20 protein-coding genes are annotated in these 21,757 nt (G+C 66.0%); 17 read left to right on the forward strand and 3 right to left on the reverse strand.

Annotated features, from left to right (window positions below; genetic code table 11):
• Nucleotides 1-13: 13 nt before the first annotated feature.
• Nucleotides 14-1,492, forward strand: coding sequence for a C-glycoside deglycosidase beta subunit domain-containing protein (locus AC3A4Z_RS18885; protein WP_498713292.1), 1,479 nt, complete (start codon nucleotides 14-16; stop codon nucleotides 1,490-1,492).
• 59 nt (nucleotides 1,493-1,551) lie between these two features.
• Here AC3A4Z_RS18885 and AC3A4Z_RS18890 read toward each other — a convergent pair whose 3' ends face one another.
• Nucleotides 1,552-2,508 carry a LysR family transcriptional regulator gene (locus tag AC3A4Z_RS18890; RefSeq protein ID WP_498713294.1) on the reverse strand — a complete coding sequence of 319 codons (957 nt, stop codon included), beginning with the start codon at nucleotides 2,506-2,508 and terminating at the stop codon, nucleotides 1,552-1,554.
• Between the two features lie 238 nt (nucleotides 2,509-2,746).
• Between AC3A4Z_RS18890 and AC3A4Z_RS18895 the strand changes: the two genes are divergently transcribed.
• The 11 genes from AC3A4Z_RS18895 to AC3A4Z_RS18945 all read left to right on the forward strand — a co-directional run bounded on the left by AC3A4Z_RS18895 (nucleotide 2,747) and on the right by AC3A4Z_RS18945 (nucleotide 13,640).
• Nucleotides 2,747-4,036: an ABC transporter substrate-binding protein gene (locus tag AC3A4Z_RS18895; protein ID WP_498713296.1), complete on the forward strand. Its 1,290-nt coding sequence runs from the start codon at nucleotides 2,747-2,749 to the stop codon at nucleotides 4,034-4,036.
• A 52-nt stretch (nucleotides 4,037-4,088) separates the two neighbouring features.
• Nucleotides 4,089-5,048, forward strand: a complete 960-nt coding sequence (locus AC3A4Z_RS18900) for a carbohydrate ABC transporter permease (RefSeq protein ID WP_498713298.1) — start codon at nucleotides 4,089-4,091, stop codon at nucleotides 5,046-5,048.
• Between the two features lie 3 nt (nucleotides 5,049-5,051).
• The gene (locus AC3A4Z_RS18905; protein WP_498713300.1) at nucleotides 5,052-5,888 is read left to right on the forward strand and encodes a carbohydrate ABC transporter permease; all 837 of its coding nucleotides are present in this window, start codon (nucleotides 5,052-5,054) and stop codon (nucleotides 5,886-5,888) included.
• A 151-nt stretch (nucleotides 5,889-6,039) separates the two neighbouring features.
• On the forward strand, nucleotides 6,040-6,816 hold the full coding sequence (locus tag AC3A4Z_RS18910; RefSeq protein ID WP_498713302.1) for a TIM barrel protein: 777 nt from the start codon (nucleotides 6,040-6,042) through the stop codon (nucleotides 6,814-6,816).
• Nucleotides 6,813-8,372 carry a c-glycoside 3-oxidase CarA gene (carA, locus tag AC3A4Z_RS18915; RefSeq protein ID WP_498713304.1) on the forward strand — a complete coding sequence of 520 codons (1,560 nt, stop codon included), beginning with the start codon at nucleotides 6,813-6,815 and terminating at the stop codon, nucleotides 8,370-8,372. The genes AC3A4Z_RS18910 and carA overlap by 4 nt, the downstream gene beginning before the upstream one ends.
• Nucleotides 8,373-8,458: 86 nt before the next feature.
• Nucleotides 8,459-8,854, forward strand: a complete 396-nt coding sequence (locus tag AC3A4Z_RS18920; protein WP_498713306.1) for a C-glycoside deglycosidase beta subunit domain-containing protein — start codon at nucleotides 8,459-8,461, stop codon at nucleotides 8,852-8,854.
• Complete coding sequence (locus AC3A4Z_RS18925; protein ID WP_498713308.1) at nucleotides 8,851-9,954, forward strand: sugar phosphate isomerase/epimerase family protein; 1,104 nt, start codon at nucleotides 8,851-8,853, stop codon at nucleotides 9,952-9,954. Before AC3A4Z_RS18920 ends, AC3A4Z_RS18925 begins: the two co-directional genes overlap by 4 nt.
• Nucleotides 9,955-9,973: 19 nt before the next feature.
• Nucleotides 9,974-11,032 (forward strand): sugar phosphate isomerase/epimerase family protein, encoded by a 1,059-nt coding sequence (locus tag AC3A4Z_RS18930; protein WP_498713310.1) that lies wholly within the window; start codon nucleotides 9,974-9,976, stop codon nucleotides 11,030-11,032.
• 8 nt (nucleotides 11,033-11,040) lie between these two features.
• The gene (locus AC3A4Z_RS18935; protein ID WP_163167123.1) at nucleotides 11,041-11,439 is read left to right on the forward strand and encodes a C-glycoside deglycosidase beta subunit domain-containing protein; all 399 of its coding nucleotides are present in this window, start codon (nucleotides 11,041-11,043) and stop codon (nucleotides 11,437-11,439) included.
• The gene (locus AC3A4Z_RS18940; RefSeq protein ID WP_498713312.1) at nucleotides 11,436-12,620 is read left to right on the forward strand and encodes a Gfo/Idh/MocA family protein; all 1,185 of its coding nucleotides are present in this window, start codon (nucleotides 11,436-11,438) and stop codon (nucleotides 12,618-12,620) included. The genes AC3A4Z_RS18935 and AC3A4Z_RS18940 overlap by 4 nt, the downstream gene beginning before the upstream one ends.
• Before the next feature lie 15 nt (nucleotides 12,621-12,635).
• Nucleotides 12,636-13,640, forward strand: a complete 1,005-nt coding sequence (locus AC3A4Z_RS18945; RefSeq protein WP_498713314.1) for a sugar phosphate isomerase/epimerase family protein — start codon at nucleotides 12,636-12,638, stop codon at nucleotides 13,638-13,640.
• A gap of 62 nt (nucleotides 13,641-13,702) precedes the next feature.
• On the opposite strand, the gene AC3A4Z_RS18950 is transcribed toward AC3A4Z_RS18945, so the two are convergent.
• Nucleotides 13,703-14,710, reverse strand: coding sequence for an apurinic/apyrimidinic endonuclease family protein (locus tag AC3A4Z_RS18950; RefSeq protein ID WP_498713316.1), 1,008 nt, complete (start codon nucleotides 14,708-14,710; stop codon nucleotides 13,703-13,705).
• Between the two features lie 68 nt (nucleotides 14,711-14,778).
• Here AC3A4Z_RS18950 and AC3A4Z_RS18955 point away from each other — a divergent pair, with 68 nt between their 5' ends.
• A complete protein-coding gene (locus tag AC3A4Z_RS18955; RefSeq protein ID WP_498713318.1) occupies nucleotides 14,779-15,195 on the forward strand; it encodes a C-glycoside deglycosidase beta subunit domain-containing protein in 417 nt (138 codons plus the stop codon).
• Nucleotides 15,196-15,217: 22 nt separating this feature from the next.
• On the opposite strand, the gene AC3A4Z_RS18960 is transcribed toward AC3A4Z_RS18955, so the two are convergent.
• Nucleotides 15,218-16,480 carry an ROK family protein gene (locus AC3A4Z_RS18960; protein ID WP_493971057.1) on the reverse strand — a complete coding sequence of 421 codons (1,263 nt, stop codon included), beginning with the start codon at nucleotides 16,478-16,480 and terminating at the stop codon, nucleotides 15,218-15,220.
• Nucleotides 16,481-16,587: 107 nt separating this feature from the next.
• Between AC3A4Z_RS18960 and AC3A4Z_RS18965 the strand changes: the two genes are divergently transcribed.
• From AC3A4Z_RS18965 to AC3A4Z_RS18980, 4 genes are all read left to right on the forward strand, one after another.
• Nucleotides 16,588-17,628 carry a Gfo/Idh/MocA family protein gene (locus AC3A4Z_RS18965; protein ID WP_498713321.1) on the forward strand — a complete coding sequence of 347 codons (1,041 nt, stop codon included), beginning with the start codon at nucleotides 16,588-16,590 and terminating at the stop codon, nucleotides 17,626-17,628.
• Nucleotides 17,625-18,419, forward strand: coding sequence for a hypothetical protein (locus tag AC3A4Z_RS18970; RefSeq protein WP_498713323.1), 795 nt, complete (start codon nucleotides 17,625-17,627; stop codon nucleotides 18,417-18,419). Before AC3A4Z_RS18965 ends, AC3A4Z_RS18970 begins: the two co-directional genes overlap by 4 nt.
• Before the next feature lie 173 nt (nucleotides 18,420-18,592).
• Nucleotides 18,593-20,089, forward strand: a complete 1,497-nt coding sequence (locus AC3A4Z_RS18975; RefSeq protein ID WP_498713325.1) for an MFS transporter — start codon at nucleotides 18,593-18,595, stop codon at nucleotides 20,087-20,089.
• A gap of 16 nt (nucleotides 20,090-20,105) precedes the next feature.
• Complete coding sequence (locus tag AC3A4Z_RS18980; RefSeq protein ID WP_498713326.1) at nucleotides 20,106-21,674, forward strand: GMC oxidoreductase; 1,569 nt, start codon at nucleotides 20,106-20,108, stop codon at nucleotides 21,672-21,674.
• Nucleotides 21,675-21,757: the final 83 nt, after the last annotated feature.

The raw sequence follows: 21,757 nt of genomic DNA on the forward strand, positions 1-21,757 counted from the left end.
CAAAGAGAACACCATGCCAAACGGACTTCTTGACGATTCAAGCCTCCGCGCCCACCCGGACGGCCTGGCCGTGGCCCTGACCCTGCCGTGGTACCGGAGCCTCTGGCTCTCCTCGGTCTCCAGCCTGCGGCTGACCATCGACGGGCAGGACGTTCCTGCCGAGGACCTGGCCCTGGAACTCGGCGGTGTCCGCTACGCGCTCGCCGACCTCCCGGACCAGAGCGGAACCCTCTGGTACCTGCAGGAGCACCCCCTGCTGATCGCCAAGCGGGACACCCCTGTGGCCCTGGGCGAGGAGCACAGCGTCCAGCTCATCGGGGAGCTGCGCCTGCCTTACATGCAGATCGCCCCGGGCCAGGACGGCGGCCCCGGGATGTATGTCCCCAACTTCGTGAACCAGACACTCGAACTGACGGTCACGGACAAGGCCGCCGCGGCTCCTGAATTGACGACGGCGCTCACCCCGCCTCCGCCAAAGGCCGAGGACGATCCGTTCTCGCTCGGGCTCACCCTGTACTCGGCCAGTGCCGAGTTCCGGGCCGGCTGGTACGACTTCGACGGCCTGCTCAACCGCGTGGCCGAGCTGGGCATCGGCCCCGGCATTGAGATCGTGGCCTCCCAGGTCCTGCCGACGTACCCGCGCGTCTCCGATGACTTCGCCCGTTCCTGGCAGCAGGCCTTCGACAAGCACGGCTTCACCGCCAGCTCCTTCGGCGCCAACCTGGACATGGGCCGGCGGCGCGATCGCGACATGACGCCCGACGAGGAATACGAGTTCACACAGACGCTCTTCCACGGCGCAAAGAAGCTCGGGTTCCCGCTGGTCCGCATCCAGAGCGCCAAGCCGGAGCTGCTGCGGCGGCTGCTCCCGCTCGCCGAGGACCTGGAGCTTAAGCTCGCCTACGAGATCCACGCACCGCTGGGACCCAACTCCCCGGAGATCATGAAGGTCCGCGACGTGTACGCGGAGCTCGATTCACCGCTGCTGGGCTTCGTGGCGGACTTCTCCTCCACCATGCACAGCATGTCACCTACGCTCCTGCGTGCGGTCCGCCGTGCCGGGCTTGACGACGAAGCCGTCCAAAAGCTGCAGGTCATCTGGGCCACCGACGCTCCGATGCGGGCGCGGCAGGAGGAGTTCATCGGCTACCTGCGCGCACGGGACTTCGATCCTGCCCGCCTTGGCTCCTTCGCCCACCTGGCCTTCAACATGCACGGCCATGTCAGTCCGACGGAGTGGGCGGACATCATGCCGCAGATCATGCACGTCCACGCGAAGTTCTACGACATCGACGATCACGGCAACGAGCCCGCCATCGACTATCCGGAACTGGTCCGCGTGTTCGTGGAGGGCGGCTACCGCGGCTACTGGTCCAGCGAATGGGAGGGCCACGCCTTCGCCGAGCTTGGCGAAGTGGATCCGCTGCTGCTGGTCCGCAAGCAGCACGACCTCATCCGCAAGAGCATGCGCTCTGCCCTGGCATCAGCCTGACCCCTCAGGCTTGTGCATCCTCGGTGCCCGTCCGTTCACCCGGCCGGGCACCGCGGCTTTTAAGCCGGGGATTGAGGAGCGTCCTTGGCGGCCGCGGCGGCGACGATATCGGCAGCCTCCTTGAACAGGCCCCGCATCCACTCATGCTCCGAATCGCGGTTGTGCACCGGATGCCACCACAGGGCGTTCACCAGTGGCATGGCATCGAAGGGGAGCGGGAGAACGCGCACCCCGCCCACGCGCAGCGCGAACGGTATCAGTGCCGCCTGGATGAGCGCGATCCGGTTGGTTCCGACCACAAAATGCGGCAAGGACTGGAAACTCTCCACCACCACGTCCACGCGCGGCTCAACACCGAGCTGCATGATCTGCCGTTCCGCCGAGGTTGACGCGGACCGGGTCTGGTACGTCATCACCCACGGAAGTTCGGCGATGTTCTCCATGGTGATTTTGTCGCCGACGGCGTCGTTGGAGGTAGAAACGACTGCCACCCAGCCGTCCCGCCACAGGTCCAGGTAGGGGAGGCCGGAAAGGAACCCGTGTGGAATCAGGATGCCGTCCACGGAACGGAGACGGTTGGCTGCATCTTCCACCACCATCGGGTTGTGCAGCATGAACCGGAACCGGACACCCGGCGCGCGCTCGGCAGCAAGCTCCGAAACCACCCGGCCGATGGTGGTGAAGCCGTAATCGGAGCCGTAGATGGAGAACTCCCGTTCCGATTCGGCGGGCTCCCACGTGGCCTGGCTCTCGAAGACGCGCCGGGCTGCCTCCAAGGCTGTGGTGGTGTGCTCAGCCAAACGCAGGGCGAAGGGCGTGAGTTCATAGGCATTGCCGCGGCGGGCCAGGATGGGATCCCCGAAGTGGGACCGGAGCCGCGCCAACGAAGCGCTCAGCGCCGGCTGGCTGAGATGAAGCCGCTCTGCTGCCCTCGTCACGCTCCGCTCGGTGATGAGGGCATCCAGCGAGATCAGCAGGTTGAGGTCGAGCCGGGAAAGCAGGACATTATTTGTCACGGCACGTCGATCTTTCAACGGTGAATTTTTCGTCCCGCCAGTGTATCAGCGGCATCAATAGAGCTGGTGTGGTGCATCACATCGCCCGATGCAACCGGGGCTTCCGCAGACCCCCGTGAAACTTATGTCTGGCATCTGCAATACTTATGTGCTTTTTCTACACATCTCCTGCATACTAATGAGTGACCGGGGTCACGGCTCCCGGATGTTTTCGACAACGAAGTCAGAAAGGCTGGACATGACACAGCACCGTCGCTATTCAGGCCTCAAGGCCGGCGCTCTCGCCGTCCCCACCATCGCCGCCCTCGTCCTTACCGGCTGCTCGGCCTCCACCGGCAGCAACGCCTCCTCCGGAGGCTCGAAGGAATTTTCGCTGTCCTTCGCCACCTCCAACACCATCGAAAGCCCCTTCCAGGTGCTTGCCGAGAAGTACATGGAGGCGCACCCGGACGTGAAGGTCACGTTCAACCCGCAGCCCAACGACTCCTACGACCAGACCCTGCGGACCCAGCTCCAGGCCGGCAACGCCTCGGATATTGTGGTGACCTCGCCGGGCAGCGGCCAGGGACGCAGCATCCTTCCGCTCGCGGAAGCCGGGTTCCTTGAGCCCTTGGATGATTCCGCCAAGGAGCTCCTGCCTGAGGGGAGCGCCAGCAGCTTCGGCCCGGAGGGCAAGGTATTCGGCCAGGCCACGGCCATTACGGTGTCCGCCTTGGTCGCGAACGAGGCCGCGGTTAAGGAGGCCGGCGAGTTCCCCGCGGACTTTGCGGCTCTGGAACAGCAGTGCAAGGCCCTTGAATCGTCCGGGAAATCCCTCTTTGCCCTTGCCGGCGCGGCGCCTCCAAACACAGGCCTTACCGCGATGTCCCTGGCAGCCTCCCGCGTCTACGCGGAAGACCCCCAGTGGAACGACAAGCGCGCCGCCAAGGAGGTCACATTCGCGGGCTCGGACGGCTGGAAGTCGGCACTCGAAGCAGTCAACACCCTGAAGGACGCAGGCTGCTTCCAGAAGGGCGCCGCCGGTGCCGGTTTTGACGCCATTACCAAGGGCCTTGCCAGCGGTACGTCACTGGCAGGATTCATTCCGGCCACGAGCTGGAAGCAGCTGCAGTCCGCCGCTGCCGGCTCCGAATTCGGTGTGCGCGCACTGCCGGCTGAAAAGGGCTCGGGTAACGACTACGTCTACGCCAGCGCCAACTACGCCTTCTCCATTAACGCCGCCTCCAAGAACAAGGACGCAGCCAAGGCGTTCCTCGCCTGGGCTGCCGAACCGGAGCAGACCAAGGCGTTCGCAGAAATCGACGGCGCCCTGCCGGTCAGCGGACTGGACAAGTACGACTTCGAGGGCGGCGCCTACAAGAACGTCGGCGACCTGATCAAGGACGGCAAGTACGGCCCGCTGCCGAACATCCAGTGGCCGAATTCCGCCGTCTACGACGCGCTGGCCACGGGGGTTCAGGGCATCATCACGGGCCAGAAGAGCCCCGACCAGGTCCTGCAGGCCATGGACGCCGCCTGGGGCCAGTAGCGTTTTTCACCATCAACGTTCCGACCACTCAAAGGGACAAGCAAGGATTACCATGACTGCGACGATGCAACCGAAAAGCGAAGCAGCAGAAGCACCCCGGCGAGGCAGGCGCACTCCGGGGGCGGGCCAGAACGCCCGCTCCCGGGGCCGCGGCCTGGAATTCGGACACTGGTGGTGGGCGCTGCCCGGGATCGCCCTGGTGTTTGCCATCCACTATGTGGCGACCGGGATCGGCGGATTCTTCGCCTTCACGAACTGGACGGGCATCGGCGCGTTCAAGATCACGGGCTGGGCCAACTTTGAGGCCATCTTTAAGGACCCCACGAAACTCGGAGCCCTCTCCAACACCCTCTTCCTGGCCTTTGGCTCGGTTCTGCTGGGCAACGTCGCCGGGCTGGTCATCGCGCTGGGCCTGAACCGCATCCTCAAGACGCGCTACATCCTCCGGACCCTGTTCTTTATGCCGGTGGTGCTCAGCCCGCTGGCCACGGCCTACATCTGGAAATACATCTTCGACTTCGACGGTCCGCTCAATGCCTTCCTCACGGCAATAGGCGCCGGCGACCAGGCCAAGCCGTGGCTGGCCGACCCGCAGTGGGCCATCTGGACCGTCCTGGTGGTGCTGGTCTGGTCTTCCACCGGCTTTGCCATGGTGATCTTTATGGCCGGCCTGGCCGGCGTCCCCGCGGAAGTGGAGGAGGCGGCGGCCATTGACGGCGCCAACCTGTGGCAGCGGTTCCGCAACGTGACCCTGCCGGCCATCCGTCCCGCCGTCGCCATCGCCACCACGCTTGGCATCGTCCAGGGACTGCGCGTCTTCGATCCCATCATGGCGCTCACCGGCGGCGGACCCGCCGGGGCAACGGAAACCCTGGCCACCCAGGTCTACAAGCAGGCGTTTGCGCTCGGAAACTTCGGGGGCGGTGCCGCCCTGGCCCTGGTGCTCGCAGCCATCATCCTGATCTTCGCCGTAATCCAGCAGCGGCTGACGCGTTCGAACCCTGAGGACTAAGCCATGTTCCGCTACACCAAACTCACCCTGCTCCGCGAGATCGGCCTGTGGGCGCTCGCCCTGATCTTCCTCGCGCCGTTCTACTTCCTGGTGACCACAGCACTGAAGCCGGACACCGAGCTGTTCACCACCTCAGCCCTGGCTCCGCCCAAAAGCCCGGACTTCAGCAACTTCATCGACGTCCTCACCGCCACCGGCAACTCCAATGTGGTGATGGGCCTGGTCAACAGCGTCATCATCACCGCGGGCAGCATTGTGGGACTCATCGCCCTCGGCTCCATCACCGGCTACGTCATCTCCCGCAGCACCCGCCGCTGGAGCAAGGGCGCGTACTACCTCTTCCTTGTGGCCATCATCCTTCCCGGCCAGCTCGGCGCCGTCCCCCTCTACATGGGAGCGCGGGCCCTTGGACTCACCGGATCCGCATGGGGCCTGATCGTCCTCTACACCGGCATGCTCCTGCCGCTGTCGATCTTCCTGTACGCAAACTTCTTCCGCGGCCTTGGCACCGACTACGAAGAAGCGGCCACCATCGACGGCGCCAGCAAGTCCCAGATCTTCTCCAAGGTGGTGTTCCCCATGATGGCTCCCGCCACTGGAACGGTCACCATCTTCGCCGGGCTCATCGTGTGGAATGACTTCTTCACGTCGCTGATCTTCCTGGGTGGCTCCGCCAACCAGACCCTGCCGGTGGCCATGTACTACTACATCGGCTCCCTGGTCTCCCAGTGGAACTCGATCTTCGCCATTGTCATCGTGTCCATGATCCCCATCCTCGCCCTGTTCCTGTTCGCCCAAAAGCGCTTCATCCAGGGCTTCTCCGGCGGCCTGAAGGGCTGACCGGCCCGGCCGGAAACTGCCAAGCAGCAAACCGCCTGGCACCAACCGCACAAGCGGCCTGCCCTGATCCTTTGCGCCCAAAAACAGGTCAGTTCAGGTACAGCCGCCCACACATTCCTATCGACCACTCTCAACTATCCAGGAGCCACGCATGTACCAGCTCGCGCCCAACATCGACCTTTTGTTCTCAGAAGCAGGCCCCAGCGCCGCTGACCGTGTCCGCGCCGCAGCCGCCGCCGGCTTTGACGCCGTCGAAATGTGGGGCCCCACGGGCAAGGACATTCCCGCCCTCAAGGAAGCCCTCGAGGAAACCGGAGTCCAGCTCACCGCCCAGCTGGCGGAACCGCGGATGCAGTTCATGATCCCGCCGAAGGACCACGCGCCGTTTTACACCGGACTGGATGCCGGTGTCGAAGTGGCCCGCCAGCTTGGCTGCCCCCGGATTGTGGTGGGCAGCGGCACCGGCTTCGGCGGCCGCAAGCGGCAGGACCAGCTGGACGAGCTGATCGAAATCTTCACCCAGGGCACAGCGCACATTGACGGTTCCGGCGTCACGCTGGTCCTCGAACCGGTGAACATCCGTGTTGACCACCCGGGGGCCCTCCTGGACCGCACGTCCGAAGCTGTCTACGTCGCCAGGGGCGTCAACTCGCCCAACTTCGGCGTCCTCTACGACCTCTACCACTCCACCGTTGAGGGCGAGGACGTGGCCGCGGAGCTCGCCAACGCCGGGGATCTCATCAAGTATGTGCAGGTCGCGGACGCGCCGGGCCGCGGCGAGCCCGGCTCCGGCTCCATCGACTGGACCGCCCGCTTCGCGGACCTGCGGACCAGCGGCTACACCGGCCCCATCGGCCTCGAGTACTACCCCACCATCGACTCGGCAAAGTCGGTGCGCCGCATCCAGGAACTGGTGGCAGGGCGGTGAGCGGTCACCGCTATCCCGCCGCGGTTGACGTCGCCATCGTCGGCAGCGGCCCCACAGCATCGGCCTACGCGCGGATCCTCAGCGAGGAAGCCCCCGGCGCCACGATCGCCATGTTCGAAGTGGGCCCGACTGTCAGCAACCCGCCCGGGGCGCACGTCAAGAACATCGCGGATCCTGAGCGCCGCAGCCTGGCCCAGCGGGCGTCGGAAGGTCCCGGTGCCGGTGCTGCAACAGTGAACTCACCGGGCGCCGTCAAGAGCGGCGAACGCCGCGCGCGCCCCGGAACCTACCTGCTGCAGGACGGCTACGCCTTCCCGGGCGAGGACGGCATGCCCGTCGCGGCCATGTCCAGCAATGTGGGCGGCATGGCCGCCCACTGGACCGCCGCCTGCCCCCGCCCGGGCGGCAAGGAGCGCATCCCGTTCCTGCCGGACCTGGAAGAGCTCCTCAACGATGCCGACCGCCTTTTGGGCGTCACCACGCACGCTTTTGATGGTGCCCCGTTCTCGGACCTGGTCCGGGAACGGCTCGCCGCGGTGGTGGATCAGGGCCGCAAGCCTGCCTTCCGGGTCCAGCCCATGCCCCTTGCTGTACACCGGCGGCAGGATGGTGCCCTCGTGTGGTCCGGCTCCGACGTCGTCATGGGAGAGGCCACCCGCGATAATCCGCATTTTGAACTCTTTGATGAATCGCTGGTGACCCGTGTGCTGGTGGAGGACGGCGCCGCTGCCGGCATCGAAGTCCAGGACCGGCGCAGCGGTGACACCTATCAGGTGGCCGCCCGTTACGTTGTGGTGGGGGCGGACGCCCTGCGCACACCGCAGCTGCTGTGGGCTTCCGGGATCCGGCACGACGCCCTGGGCCGCTACCTCAACGACCAGGCGCAGGTGGTCTTCGCGAGCAGGCTCCGCGACGTCCAGCCCGAGGACGCGCCGGCGGCCGCCAGCGGCGCCCTGAGCGAGCAGAGCGGAGTGGCCTGGGTTCCCTACACGGACGAGGCGCCCTTCCACGGCCAGATCATGCAGTTGGATGCCTCACCGGTTCCCCTGGCCGACGATGATCCCATCGTCCCGGGCTCGATCGTGGGGCTGGGCCTGTTCTGCGCCAAGGACCTGCAGCGCGAGGACCGTGTGGCGTTCGACGACGATACCCGTGACTCCTACGGGATGCCCGCCATGCGCATCCATTACCGGCTGACCGAGCGGGACCACGACGTGCTGGACCGCGCCAGGCAGGAAATTGTCCGCTTGGGCAAGGCTGTGGGCGAACCGCTGGACGAGCGCCCCTTTGTCCTGCCGCCCGGTGCGTCGCTGCACTACCAGGGCACCACGCGCATGGGTGAGACGGACGACGGCGAGAGTGTCTGTTCGCCGGACAGCCAGGTGTGGCAGGTCCCCGGCCTCTTTGTGGCCGGCAACGGCGTTATCCCCACCGCCACAGCGTGCAATCCCACGCTGACGTCCGTGGCACTCGCCGTGCGCGGCGCACGGAAAATCGCTGAAGAAATCACCAGCTCTTTACTTATGTCCGAATTAGACAATAGAATGTCTAAATAATGAATAAGTGCCGGTAGCGCGGCCACTTCGTTCCAGCACAGGCATTTCACTCACCGGCAAGGCATGCCGCAGACAAGGAGGTCTCGATGATCGCCGACCGCATAATCGAGCAGGGAACACTTACCACCCAGGACGGCCGCACCGCCGTCGAAGTCCGGATCCCCTGGTACCGCGCCCTTCCGGGCTCATGCATCGCCGGCGCAGCACTGACGGTTGACGGCGTTGCCGCGCCGGAGGACACGCTGCGCTGGACCATGAACAACCGCACGTTCAGCTTTGAAGAGCTCGTGGATGAAACCGGCGAGTGGTGGTACCCGCTGGACTCGGCTGTCCTTTCCGGCGACCTTCCGGTCCGGGATGACAACGCAGAGCACGAGGTCCGGGTGGACCTGAAGCTCTACATCCCCTACATCATTACCGACCACGGCGTGCTGCACATCGAAGAGCACGACACCAAGACCATGAAGGTGGCACAGCGATGACCAGCCTCGGAACGCCGATCCAGGGCGTCACCCTATACAGCTTCACCCGGGCTTTCCACGCCCGGCAGTACGACCTCGACGGCTTGATCCGCAAGGTGGCGGCTGAAGGTTTCGGCCCGGGGCTTGAGGTTATCGGGTTCTCCAGCCTGCGCGGCTTCCCGGACCGCATCGACGACAACTTTGTGGGCCAGTTCCGCGACCTGGTGGCCGAGGTGGACCTCGTCCCCACCTCGCTGGCAGTCAACGTTGATACCGGCATCCGCCGGGACCGGCTGATGAACCACGACGAGCTGGTCGAATACATGCGCAAGCAGATCGAAGTTGCCGCCAGGCTCGGCTTCCCGATCGCCCGCGTGCAGATCTCGCTGACCCCCGACGCCATGGAAAGCCTCCTGCCCGTGGCCGAAAAGTACGGCGTGACCCTGGCCCTCGAAGTCCACGCGGACCAGCACGGCGCGCACGAACGCGTCCTCGCGCTGCGTGACCGCTACGAGAAGCTCGATTCCCCGCTGCTCGGTTTCACTGCCGACTGGGGCGCCACTGTCACCGGATTTGCCCCCTCGCTGCTGGAGGCCTACCGCCGTCGTGGTGCTTCGGAGGACCTGCTCCGGCAGGTGGTTGACCTGTGGGACGGCTTCTATGCCGAAGGACCGCCCAACAACCAGAAGGTCCACGGCGAACGTTTCGGCGCCTTCATAGGCCTCGCCGCCCGGAACGGCAGGCCGGACCTGGGCATCGACTTTGGCATCAACGGAACGGGACTGTTCGGCCCAGCACCCCTGGACACGTGGCTGGAAATCATGCCCTGGGTCCGCCATGTGCACGGCAAGTTCTTCGGCATCGACGAAAACGGCGAAGAGCCCTCAGTGCCGGTGCGCGGACTGGTGCGGCAACTCGTGGAAAACGGCTACTCCGGCGCCATCTCGAGCGAATACGAAGGCTGGCACTGGAACAACTGGCAGGACCCGTTCGAGATCATCCGCGGCGAGCAGGCCGTCCAGCGTTCAGCAGCGGCCAATGCCGGTTCCGCCATGATCACCGATGCAACGGAAGCCCGCCGCATCCTCAGCAGCCACCTCGCCCAGCCCGTCCGCGGCTGAAACAAAAGGAAATAACAACATGTCAGAAGGCATCGCAGGCTCGGGCATCGAGCTTGGCATCACCCTCTATTCACTCACCTCCGAATTCGCCGCCGGGCTCTACACCCCGGAAACCCTGATCAAGGCCGTAGCCGACGAAGGCCTCGGCCCGGGAGTCGAGTTCAACATCGCCCAAATGCTGCGCACCTACCCGGACGTGGACGAGGATTTCGTCCGCCTGTGGCGGGACAGCATGGACCGCTACGGCCTGACCCCCAGTGCCGTGGGCACCAACCTTGACATGGGCCGCCGTAAAGAGCGCGACATGACGCCGGACGAGGAGTTCGACTTCTTCGCCCGGCAGCTCAAAACCGCCAACACGCTCGGCTTCAACAAGATCGTCATCCGGTCCGCGGGCAAGGAACTGCTCCGCCGGCTGCTTCCGCTGGCCGAGAAATACGACCAGAAACTCGGCTACGAGATCCACGCGCCCCAGGGCCCGAACGATCCCAAGATCCTCCAGATCCGCGAGATGTATGAGGAGCTCGGCAGCGACCGGCTGGGCTTCACGGCAGACTTCAGTTCCACCATGCACAGCCTGTCGCCCACGCTGTTCCGCACCCTGACCCAGATGGGACTGCCCGAGGAACACTTTGCCGTGATGCAGGACATCTGGCGCAAGCCGCTGCCCATGCAGGAGCGGAACCAGGAGTTCGAGGACTACCTGCGCGAAAACAACTTCGATCCCGCCCGGCTGGGCCCCTTCACCCGGCTGGCGTTCAACATGCACGGACTGGTCCCGCCGGAGGAATGGCTGGACATCATGCCCCAGATGTTCCACGTGCACGCGAAGTTCTACGACATCGACGAGAACGGCAACGAGCCCGCCATGGACATCCCGCGCATCGTGCGCCAGTTCGTCAAGGGCGGCTACCAGGGCTTCCTGTCCAGCGAATGGGAAGGCCACGCCTTCGCCGACCTCGGCGAATCGGACCCCATCGACCTGGTGAAAAAGCAGCACGCACTGATGCGCCGCGCCATCGAAGAATCCGTCGATCCAACTGTTTCCAACCCGACCCTGGTCGAGACTGCGAAGTAAGGAAAGCCATGGCAACTCACAACTCCCTGTTCCAGGACGCCGACGTCCGCAGGCACCCCGAGGGCATTTCGGTGTCCGTCCAACTGCCCTGGTACCGCAGCCTCTGGCTGTCCGCCGTGGACGATGTCGCGGCCACAGTCAACGGTGTGGCCATCCCCAAGGAAGCCCTCCGCTTCGAACTGCAGGGCAAGTCCTACTCCATCGCGGAGCTGCCCGAGCAATGGGAAACCCTGTGGTTCGTCGCTGACAAGCCGGACGTCATCATTCCCCTGGACCGCATCCCCGACGCGGGCGAGGAGATCGACGTCGAAGTCATCCTCACCCTCCGCCTGCTTTACATGCAGATCGCGCCCATGCGCTACGTCGGAAACCGGGTGGCGGTTGAGCGGAAGGTCGTGCTGGCATGACAACCCTGCGGGTGGCCATGATCGGTTATGGCTTCATGGGCGCTGCCCACTCCCAGGGCTGGCGGACCGCACCCCGCGTGTTTGACCTGCCGGCTGAACCGGAAATGGCCGTCATCGTGGGGCGGAACGCCGACGCAGTGGCGGACGCAGCCCAAAAATGGGGCTGGACTGAATCCGCCACCGACTGGCGCGAGGTCATCGCCCGGGACGATATCGACGTCGTCGACATTGTCACCCCCGGCGACTCGCACACCGAGATCGCGATCGCCGCCCTTGAAGCCGGGAAGCACGTCCTCTGCGAAAAGCCGCTGGCCAATACGGTGGCCGAGGCCGAAGCGATGGCTGAGGCTGCCGGGCGGGCCGCCGCCCGGGGCGTCCGGGCGATGGTGGGGTTCACTTACCGCCGGGTTCCCGCCGTCACGTTTCTCCGCAACCTGATCGCCGAAGGCGCCGTGGGGACCATCAACCAGGTGCGTGCCTCGTACCGGCAAGACTGGCTCGTGGACCCGGAGATGCCGCTGGCCTGGCGCCTGCAGAAGGAACATGCCGGCTCCGGGGCCCTGGGTGACATCGGCGCCCACGCCATTGACCTGGCCCAGTTCGTGACCGGGCTGAACCTCGAAAAGGTCTCCGGCACCATCGACACCATCGTGAAGGAGCGCCCTCTTCTTGACTCGGGTTCCGGGCTCTCCGGCACCGCCGGTGCTGGCAAAGGCCAGGTGACGGTGGACGACATCGCCATCTTCACCGGCCGGTTCGAATCCGGTGCGCTGGCATCGTTCGAGGCCTCACGCTTTGCCACCGGCCGGAAGAACGCGCTGCAGATCGAAGTCTCGGGGGACAAGGGCGCGCTGGCCTTCGACCTTGAGGACCTCAACAGCGTGCAGTTCTACGACCGGACGGCACCCACGGACCGCCAGGGCTTCCGGAAAATCCTGGTCACCGAGGCGGAGCATCCCTACGTCTCGGCGTGGTGGCCGGCAGGGCACATGCTCGGTTACGAGCACGGGTTCTCCCACCAGGTCAAGGACCTCGTGGAAGGAATCGTGGGCGGCACCGATCCGCATCCCACGTTCGCTGACGGGCTGAAGGTGCAGCGGGTGCTCGACGCCGTCGAGCGCAGTTCCGAAAATGAGTCCGCCTGGACGCGCGTCACCGCCGACGTCCCGGCGCAGGTTTAGTAGGAAGGGAAACACGTGGCACGACCGATTACCCTGTTCACCGGCCAGTGGGCCGACCTGCCGTTCGAGGAGGTGGCCCGGCTCGCCGGTGAGTGGGGCTACGACGGCCTGGAAATCGCCTGCTGGGGAGACCATCTGGACCCCTGGCGCTGGGACGATGACGCCTATGTGCAGGGCAAACTCGACATCCTGGAACGCCACGGCCTCAAGGTGTGGACCATCTCCAACCACCTCAATGGTCAGGCCGTGTGTGATGACCCCATCGACGAACGGCACCGCGGCATCCTGCCGGACAAAGTCTGGGGCGACGGCGATCCTGAAGGGGTGCGCCGCCGCGCCGCCGAGGAAATGAAGAACACCGCGCGGCTCGCCGCCAAGCTCGGCGTGAAGACGGTGACCGGCTTTACCGGCTCGTCCATTTGGAAGTACGTGGCGATGTTCCCGCCCGCCTCCGAAAAAATGGTGGACGCCGGCTACCAGGACTTTGCCGACCGGTGGAACCCCATCCTGGACGTCTTCGACGAGGTGGGCGTCCGTTTTGCCCATGAAGTGCATCCGTCCGAAATCGCTTACGACTACTGGACCACCCAGCGCGCGCTGGAGGCGATCGGGCACCGTGAGGCCTTCGGACTGAACTGGGATCCGAGCCATATGGTGTGGCAGGACATCGATCCCGTGGGGTTTCTGTGGGACTTCCAGGACCGCATCTACCACGTGCACTGCAAGGACACGAAGAAGCGGCTCACCAACGGGCGCAACGGCCGGCTCTCGTCCCACCTGGCATGGGCCGACCCGCGGCGCGGCTGGGATTTCATCTCCACCGGCCACGGCGACGTGCCCTGGGAGGACGCCTTCCGGATGCTCAACTCCATCAACTACCGCGGGCCGCTGTCCGTGGAGTGGGAGGACGCCGGCATGGACCGCCTGGACGGCGCCCCCGAAGCGCTCGCATTCGTCCGCAGGCTCTCCAGTTACGAGCCCTCGGCGGCGGCCTTCGACGCTGCCTTCAGCACTAAATAGCAGCACACATAGCACGGCCGGTCCTGGAGATCCAGGACCGGCCGTTCTGTGTTCAACGTGTGTCAGATCCGCGCGCGGGTTTCGGCAGGTTGGGCCAACGCCGCCTCGGCCAGTGCAAGGTGCCGCCGCGTCATGTCCGTGGGGTCGTCCTGCAGCCACTCGTGGCCGCCCCACTCGCTGGTGAGCGAGCCGCTGAAGCCGTTGCGGCCCAGGAGGGCGCCCAGGTCCCGCAGCGGCTGCGAAACCCGCCCGCCGTCGTCGTCCAGGTCCCAGAACTTCAGGTGGAAGGCGCCCACCATGGGAAGGATGCCCTGCAGGTCCGCCGCGTCGCTGCGGCCGAAGCGGATGAGCAGGTTCATAAAGAGGGTGTGGATCCGCGGGGGCACGTTTCCTGAGCGGAGCAGGCCGGTGACGGCGTCGATGGTGGCGGGGTCCCGCCAGTCATTCTCCAGCCGCCCCACGAAGTCCTCAGGCAAGCCGCCCCGGCGCAGCTCTTCGAGGTAGCTGACGGGAAGGGCGGGCATCAGCATGCTGATGTCCACGAGTACCCGTATGTGGTCATCTCCGAGGGCGGCTATCGCTTCGAGGGCAGGCTCGACGGCGGCGCTGCGGGGGGCCTGCTGCCCCTGGATTTCCTCGTAGAGCACCAGGTCGAGCTCATGCAGCAGCGGCTGGACCAGCGTGAGCAGGTCGGTGCCGGCCTGGCCGATCGGGAGCCGGATGCCGGTGGCTCCTACGCGGTGCGCGGCGTGGATCTGGGGAACCAGGAATTCCAGGCGTTCCTGCAGGGGGCGGCGTTCCGTTGGTGTGAAGTCGTCCAGGCTGGCCCCAACGATGCTGACAGACCCGCCCTTTGCCGCCAGGGCATCCCGCAGCTCGTCGACTTCGGCGTCGCACGGAGCGGGAAAGGACCGCCACACCAGTCCGGGCTCGAGTTCGATCGTCTTCACCACTGCATCTGCGATGCCGGTGACGATGTCCTGGGCCGTCCGGCGGGCGGCAATGATGTCCGGGGTCCAGTTGAAGGAGCTGGCGCACAGGGTCCAGCTGCTCGGAATCTCGGGAGCCATAAGGCGTCTTCCCCTTTATGCTTGTTAATGACAAACTTATGTCAGATTCAGGATAAAGGATGGAAGCCATGTTGGGAACCGCTGTGCGCGAGGATGCGCTGACCGCCACTGCCGAAGGTTTTGAACTCCGCATCGGCCTGCCGTGGATCCGCTCGATGCCGCTCTCGAGCATCACCGGCCTCACGGTGGAGGTGGACGGCGTTCCGCTGGCGCCAGGGGAAGTGGCAGTGATGCTGGGGCTGCGGCGCGTGTCCCCGGGCGCCCTGCAGGAAGAGCAGGGCTGGTGGTTTGTACAGGACAGGCTCGTCCTGGCAGGCAGGCGCGGGCTGTCACGCGGGACGCACGCCGTCGCCGTCGACTTCCAGCTGATGGTGCCGTACCTGCAGGCGCGGCCCGGCTCGCCGCTGGTCCTGCCGTTCCATCTGGAGGCGCGGCTGGAACTGGACGGAAAACCGGCCCCCAGTGCCTCCCTGGACGTCGCCTGAGCCGGCGCGCCGCGTGCTGATCTTAGGCGGGAACTGCGACCCGTTCCGGTGAGGGGCGGCCGTCAGCAAACCAGCGCGGGAAGGTGACGTCGAAGAGCTGCTCGCGCGCCAGTTCAGCGCCGCCGCGGAGGGGTTCGCGCTCGTCTGCCACGGAGAGGGTGATCGTCAGATCGCGGGTGGCAAGCGGCAGGGACAGTTCGTAGACGCGCTGCCGCACTTCCGCCAGGAATACCTCGCCGGCCGACCCCATAGCGCCGCCGATCACGATGACGCTGGGGTTGAACATGTTCACCAGGGCGGAAATGGTCTCGCCCGCTACGCGCGCCGACTTTTGAATCAAGGTGATGGCCAGGGGATCGCCGGACCGGACCGCCAGGGTGATCTCCTCAAGAGTCAGTGCCCTCTTTTTCACTACCGCAGCCATGGAGCTGTTGGCGCCCTCCTTGATGGCTTGTTCCGCATCCCTGACCAGGGCCCAGCCGCTGGCTACGGCTTCCAGGCAACCGATCTTTCCGCAGCGGCACTGAGCGGTGGAGTCCAGGACCCGGACATGGCCGATGTCCCCGGCGGCTCCGTTGGCACCGCGGTGGATCCTGCCCTGGGACAGCAACCCTGCACCGATTCCGGAGCCGATCTTGCAGTAGATGAGGTCCGCCAGGGAATCGCGGCGGCGCGCACGTTCGCCGAGGGCCAGCAGGTTGACGTCGTTATCCACCCAGACCGGCGCGTTGAAGCGCTCCTCGAAAGGGGTCCGGACGTCGAAGCCGTTCCACCCGGGCATGATGGGAGGTGACACGGGCTGCCCGGAGGCAAAGTCGACCGGACCGGGAAGGCCCACCACCACAGCCCAGACGGGCACGTTGGAGTCCTTTTTCAGCACGTCGTCCACGAGGGCCATAACTGCCTCAATGGTCTTCTCAGGACCCCGGGAGATATCCCAGGTCCGGTGAGTGTGCTCCAGGACGTCGCCGTCGAGCGCCGTCAAACCTACCCTGATGTGGGCCGCTCCGAGGGCGCAGATGATGATCCGCCCCTGCTCGGCGCGAAAGCGCAGGGTCCGGGGCGCACGGCCGCCGGAGGAGGCGCCGAATTCCCCCTCGCCAAGGAAGCCGAACTGGATGGCCTGGTCCACACGCTGGCTGACAACGCCCCTGCCCAGGCCTGTGACCTTGCCGATTTCGGGGCGGGTGGTTGCCTCGCCCGTCCGCACGAGGTTAACAATCCTCAGGAGGCTCGTCACTTCATCGGTCTGGGCTCCGAAGCGGAGGGTGGACTCTGTCGTCATAGTTTCCAATTCTCACACATCAAGGCCCACTAACGCGCGGTTTGCGGTGACTATAGCCAGATGTTCCCGAACTTATGAATAATGTTGACAGAAGAAGGAGGGCGACGATGCCTTGGAACGTGGGGATTATTGGCGCCGGGCCCGGTGTTGCAGCGCTTCACCTGCCGGTGCTGGGGCGGCTCGCCGACCTGTTCACGGTGGTGCACGTTGCCGATGCGGGAAGCGGGCGCGCCCGGGGCCTGGCTGAACGGCATGATGCCCGCTGGTCGGAGGGTGAGGTGGACCTGCTGGCGGACCCCGCTGTGGACCTGGTGGCCATCTGCAGCCCGCCCGGTGAGCACTCCCGCCAGATCCTGGCGGCCCTCGCCGCGGGCAAACGCGCCATTTTCTGTGAGAAGCCGCTGGCCACCAGGAGGGAGGATGCTGACCGCGTTGTCTCGGCGTGCAGGGCGGCAGGCGCCACCCTGCTGGTAGGGACGAACCATCTGTTCGACGCCGCGTGGGGGCGCGCCAAGCACCACCTCGTGGCCCTGGAGGGCAGGGTGCAGGCCGTCGCGGTGACGCTGGCGCTTCCGCCGAACGACAGGTACCACCGGCTGGTTGGCGAGGGCGGTCCTTTCCAGGCTGCCGGGCGGGGACGCCCCGACCTTGGCAACCGTGCCGTGGCGGCAGGCATTCTCCGGCAGTTGTTGACCGGCCTCGCGATCCATGACCTTCCTGCGGTGCGGGACATCGCGCCGGGTATTGACGAAGTGGTCTATGCGAGGGTCGTTTCCCCGATCGGTTACCTGGTGGGGTACCGGGCCGGGGAAGTCCTGGTCCAGTTGGCGCTCACCATGCTTCCGGAAGGGCCGGAGGCCCTGTGGCGGATGAGTATCGCTACTTCCCATGACCGCATTGAGGTCAATTTCCCGCCTGCCTTCGTCCATGCCGGAAGCGCCGCCACCCGGGTGCGGAGCGTTGACGGATTGTGGACGGAGTATCCGCGGGATGCCGACGACGGCTATGTGGCCGAGTGGCGCCTGCTGGCTGCCCTCCTTGAGGGGGATGCACCTATGGAGTATGACGAACTGTTGGCTGATGCCCAGTACGCTATCGATCTTGCCGACGCCGCTGCGGCGAAAGTTCTCGAAGGAGCGCCGCAATGAGCCAAGGCCGGACGTTCAGCGTTTTCACCGATTTGCCCGCCTATTTGGCGGCCGTCGCCGAGCTTCCAGTGAGTACTGCCCTCGCAGAAAACGCTCGGGGAGCGGTTGCGGTGGTGCCGGGAACCGGCGACTGGTGGCAGGGGATGCTGGCCGCCCGCGCCGGCGGAGCGGCGGCTGTGGTGCTGGCGGATCCTGCTGTTCTTCCGCGGGGAGCCGTTGAGTCGGAGCAGTGGCCCGGGGATATCCCGGTAATCGTAGAACGCCCCCGCGTCCGCCCCGACCTTGCAGCCGCCGCGGTTGCGGCGAGACGCGGCAGTCCCGCCCGGATCATCAGCGTGGAGTGTGCCGCCCCGGCTGCGGGGCTTGGTGCGCTCATCTGCGACGGCGTCGGCTGGATGCGGTCCCTCGCCGGCGGAGCGGTGGCACTTCAGTCAAGCATTGCCACAGTGCACAGCAGGATCGCACTACTGGACGCAGGCGACTCGCAGTGCGGGACTGTTCCTGCCACCCTTTCGGCAACCGCCATCGGTGGTCTCCATGCCGGAGGCCTGCTCCAGGTGCTGGCCCTCGGCGAGGTGCGGACGGAAGTGACCGTCGACCAGCCGGCCGGGTTTGCCCGGGTGGAAACCGTCACCGAGGAAGGGACCCTGCGCGCTCCGGAGCGCTATGAGTCCCCAGCGCGCCTTGCCCTCCGCCGGGCGATCGATGCCTGCCTGGCAGAAGGGCCGGCAGCCGACTTGGAGGAGCTGCTGCAGGACATGGCGCTGACCAGGGCCCTGCTCGATGCCTAGTCAGCGCGAGCGACCTTCATGTCTGATCCACACATTCTTATGTTGTTTTCTGACTAAAGTGCAGTATTATGAATAACGGCGCCGGGGTTCCTTCCGGACCCGTTCTCCGGTGTGATGGTGCGCCGGAGGCACACCACGTCGCGCCGACGGCCCGATCGTTCGGGTAGATCACTATGCCACTTTCGCCTTTAAGACTCCGTCTCCTTGTTGTCGCCCTGCTCTCGGTCTCCTTCCTCGGGGCCCTGGACCACACCGTTGTGTCCACTTCCCTGGCCACCATTTCCGGTGAACTGGGCGCGCTGACGCTCATGAGCTGGGTGGTGGTGGGCTACACCCTCGCCAGCACCGTGCTGCTGCCGGTACTCGGCAAGCTCGGTGACGTGCTGGGCGCCCGCCGCATCTTTCTCTTCTCGCTGGTGATGTTCCTGGCCGCCTCACTGGCCTGCGGTTTCGCCACGGACATGGCCTGGCTCATTGCCGCGCGGGTCCTGCAGGGGATGAGCTCCGCGGGCCTGCAGCTGATGTCCCAGACCATCATTGCCCGCGTCACCACCCAGCGGGAACGGCCCCGCTACATGGCCATCATCGGCGCCGCCTTCCCCATCGCCATCCTTATTGGCCCCGTCCTTGGGGGTGCCATCACCGACTTCTGGGGATGGCAGTGGGTCTTCTGGATCAACATCCCGGTGGGGGCCGCGGCCTTGGGCCTGGCGCTCGTCGCCGTTCCCCACCTGGAGCCCGGCCCCATGCCCCGCCACTTTGACGTTGCGGGGGCCGCGGTCTTCACCACCGCCCTCGTGGCGCTGGTGCTCGCCGTTACCTGGGCCGCCGAACGCAGTGCAGGTCTCGCCACGGCCGCCGCGCTCGCGGTAAGCATCGCCGGCTTTGCTGCCTTCTTTTTCATCGAGCGGCGAGCGCCCGAACCCATCGTGCCGCTCCACTTCTTCGCCAACCGGACCATCGCTGCGGGCACGGCACTCTCGGCGATTATCGGCGTCGGCCTCTTCTCCATCACCGCCTACCTGCCCACGTACTTCCAGATGGCCTACCAGACCACTGCCACCGTGTCCGGGCTCGTCCCGATCGCCACGGTGTTCGGCATGCTGGTCAGCAACCTGCTGACCGGTTGGCTGGCCAGCCGGACGGGGCAGTACCGGATTTTCCCGATTGTGGGAACCATGATGGGAGCCGCCGGGCTTTTGGTGATGGCCATGCTGCCCGCGGGCCTTCCGCTGTGGGTCCCCATGATGGTGATGGCCGTGGTGGGAATGGGCACGGGAGCGTTTATGAGCCTGATCGTGGCGGTAGTCCAGGGTGCCGCCCCTGCCAGCCAGACCGGCACCATCACGGCCACCATCAACCTGGTGCGGCAGGTGGGGTCCACGGTGGCGACGGCGGTCATCGGCGGAGTGATTGGCTTCGGCGTGGCCGCGCTTCTGCCGGCCGGCCTTGACGCTTCCACTCTCACCCCGCAGCTGGTCCACGGGGCTGCGCCGGAAGTCCAGGCTACGGTGGCGCAGATCTACAGCTCAGTTTTCACCCCTATCTTCATCGCCCTGGCGGCAACCTACGCGCTGGGAATCGTCGCGGCTGTCCTGCTCCCGCACGGCCGCCTCTCCGACGAACCCGTTGCCGCTTCCACCACCACCTCAGAATCCCTCTCGGCCTGATTTCAAAGGAGACATCATGTCCAACCCCACCATTGCCATCGTCGGCAGCGGACCCATCGGTTCCACCTACGCACGGGTGCTCCTGGAGCAGGTCCCGAACGCGCACGTGGTGATGTTCGAAGCCGGACCGCAGCTCACCGGCGTCCCCGGCGAGAGCGTCCGCAACATCCCCGATCCTGCCGAGAAGGCGCGTGCCCGGGAAATGTCCCAGGGGCCGCAGGCCGGCGCCTACCGGGAATCGCTGGGCATCCCGGCAGGCACTGTCACCGAGGGCATGTTCACCGCCCGGCAGGGCACCCACCTCCTGGACTTCGGCGGCGCGGGCTCCGCCCACGCACCCTCCTTCCCGGCCGCGGCTGCGGCCACCAACGTGGGCGGCCAAGGCGCCCACTGGACCTGCGCGACGCCGTCGCCCGCCTTCAGCGAGAAGATCCCCTTCATCGCCGACGACGAGTGGGACGGCCTGATTGAGGACGCCAAGCAGCTGCTGCACGTCCACAGCGCCGCGTTCGCGGACTCCAAGGTGGGCGAAGCCATCCGGTCCCTCCTTGACGAAGAGTTCGGCGCGGAACTGCCGGACGGCTACGGGGTTGGCACCCTTCCGGTGGCCGGGGACCCGCAGCCGGACGGGTCCGTGCGCTGGGCGGGTGCCGACGTCGTCCTCGGACCGCTGATCGACAAGGACAGCCCGCTCTCGAAGCAGTTCGAACTCCGCGACCTCACCCTGGTCCGCCGGGTGGAGCTGGACGGGCAGCGCGTCACCGGCGTCACGGTGGAGGACCTGCGCTCGGGGGAGACCTCCTTTGTGGCAGCCGACATCGTGGTGGTGGCCGCCGATGCCTTCCGTTCCCCGCAGCTTTTGTGGGCCTCGGGTGTCCGGCCGCAGGCGCTGGGCCACTACCTGACCGAGCATCCCGTGGTCATTTCCACGGTGGCGCTCGACGCCGAAAAGATGCGCCGCTTCGCCGCGGACGAGGACCTCAAGGCTGAGCTGGCCCGGCGGGCGCTGAATTCCGCCGACCCGGTGGCGGCGGTGAACCGCATCCCGTTCTCCGAGCCCGAGCACCCTTTCTCGGTCCAGGTGATGTACACCGAAACCACGCCGTTCCCCATGGAGCCGGGCACCCCGTACTCCGAGAACCGCTGGGGATACGTCAACATGGGCTACGGCCTGCGAAAGCACCCGCGCTACGAGGACGCCGTCACCTTTGACGACAACGAGCCGGACTACCGCGGCTTCCCGAACATGACCATCGACTATGCGCTCACCGAGCGGGAGGAAACGGAGATCGCCGAGGCCACGGAACGGCTGCGCCGCGCCGGCAAGGCCCTTGGCGTCTTTGTTGCCGAGCCCAGGCTGATGCCCAACGGCTCCAGCCTGCACTACCAGGGCACCATGCGGATGGGCGCGAACGACGACGGCACCTCGGTGGCGGATCCGTGGTCCAAGGTGTGGGGTTACGAGAACCTGGTGGTGGGCGGCAATGCGCTCATTCCGACGGCGACGGCGATGAACCCCACCCTGATGAGCGTTGCCATCGCTGTCCGGGGTGCACGGAAGGTGGCTGAGGAGCTGGGTTCCTGACACGCTCCCGGCCCGCTGCCCTCGGGGTGTGCATGGCGTCCATCCGTCCCGTGGATACCAGCTATCCCAAATCCATGATTCCG

The sequence above is a fragment of the Arthrobacter sp. Soil_C_49 genome, assembly GCF_057656635.1.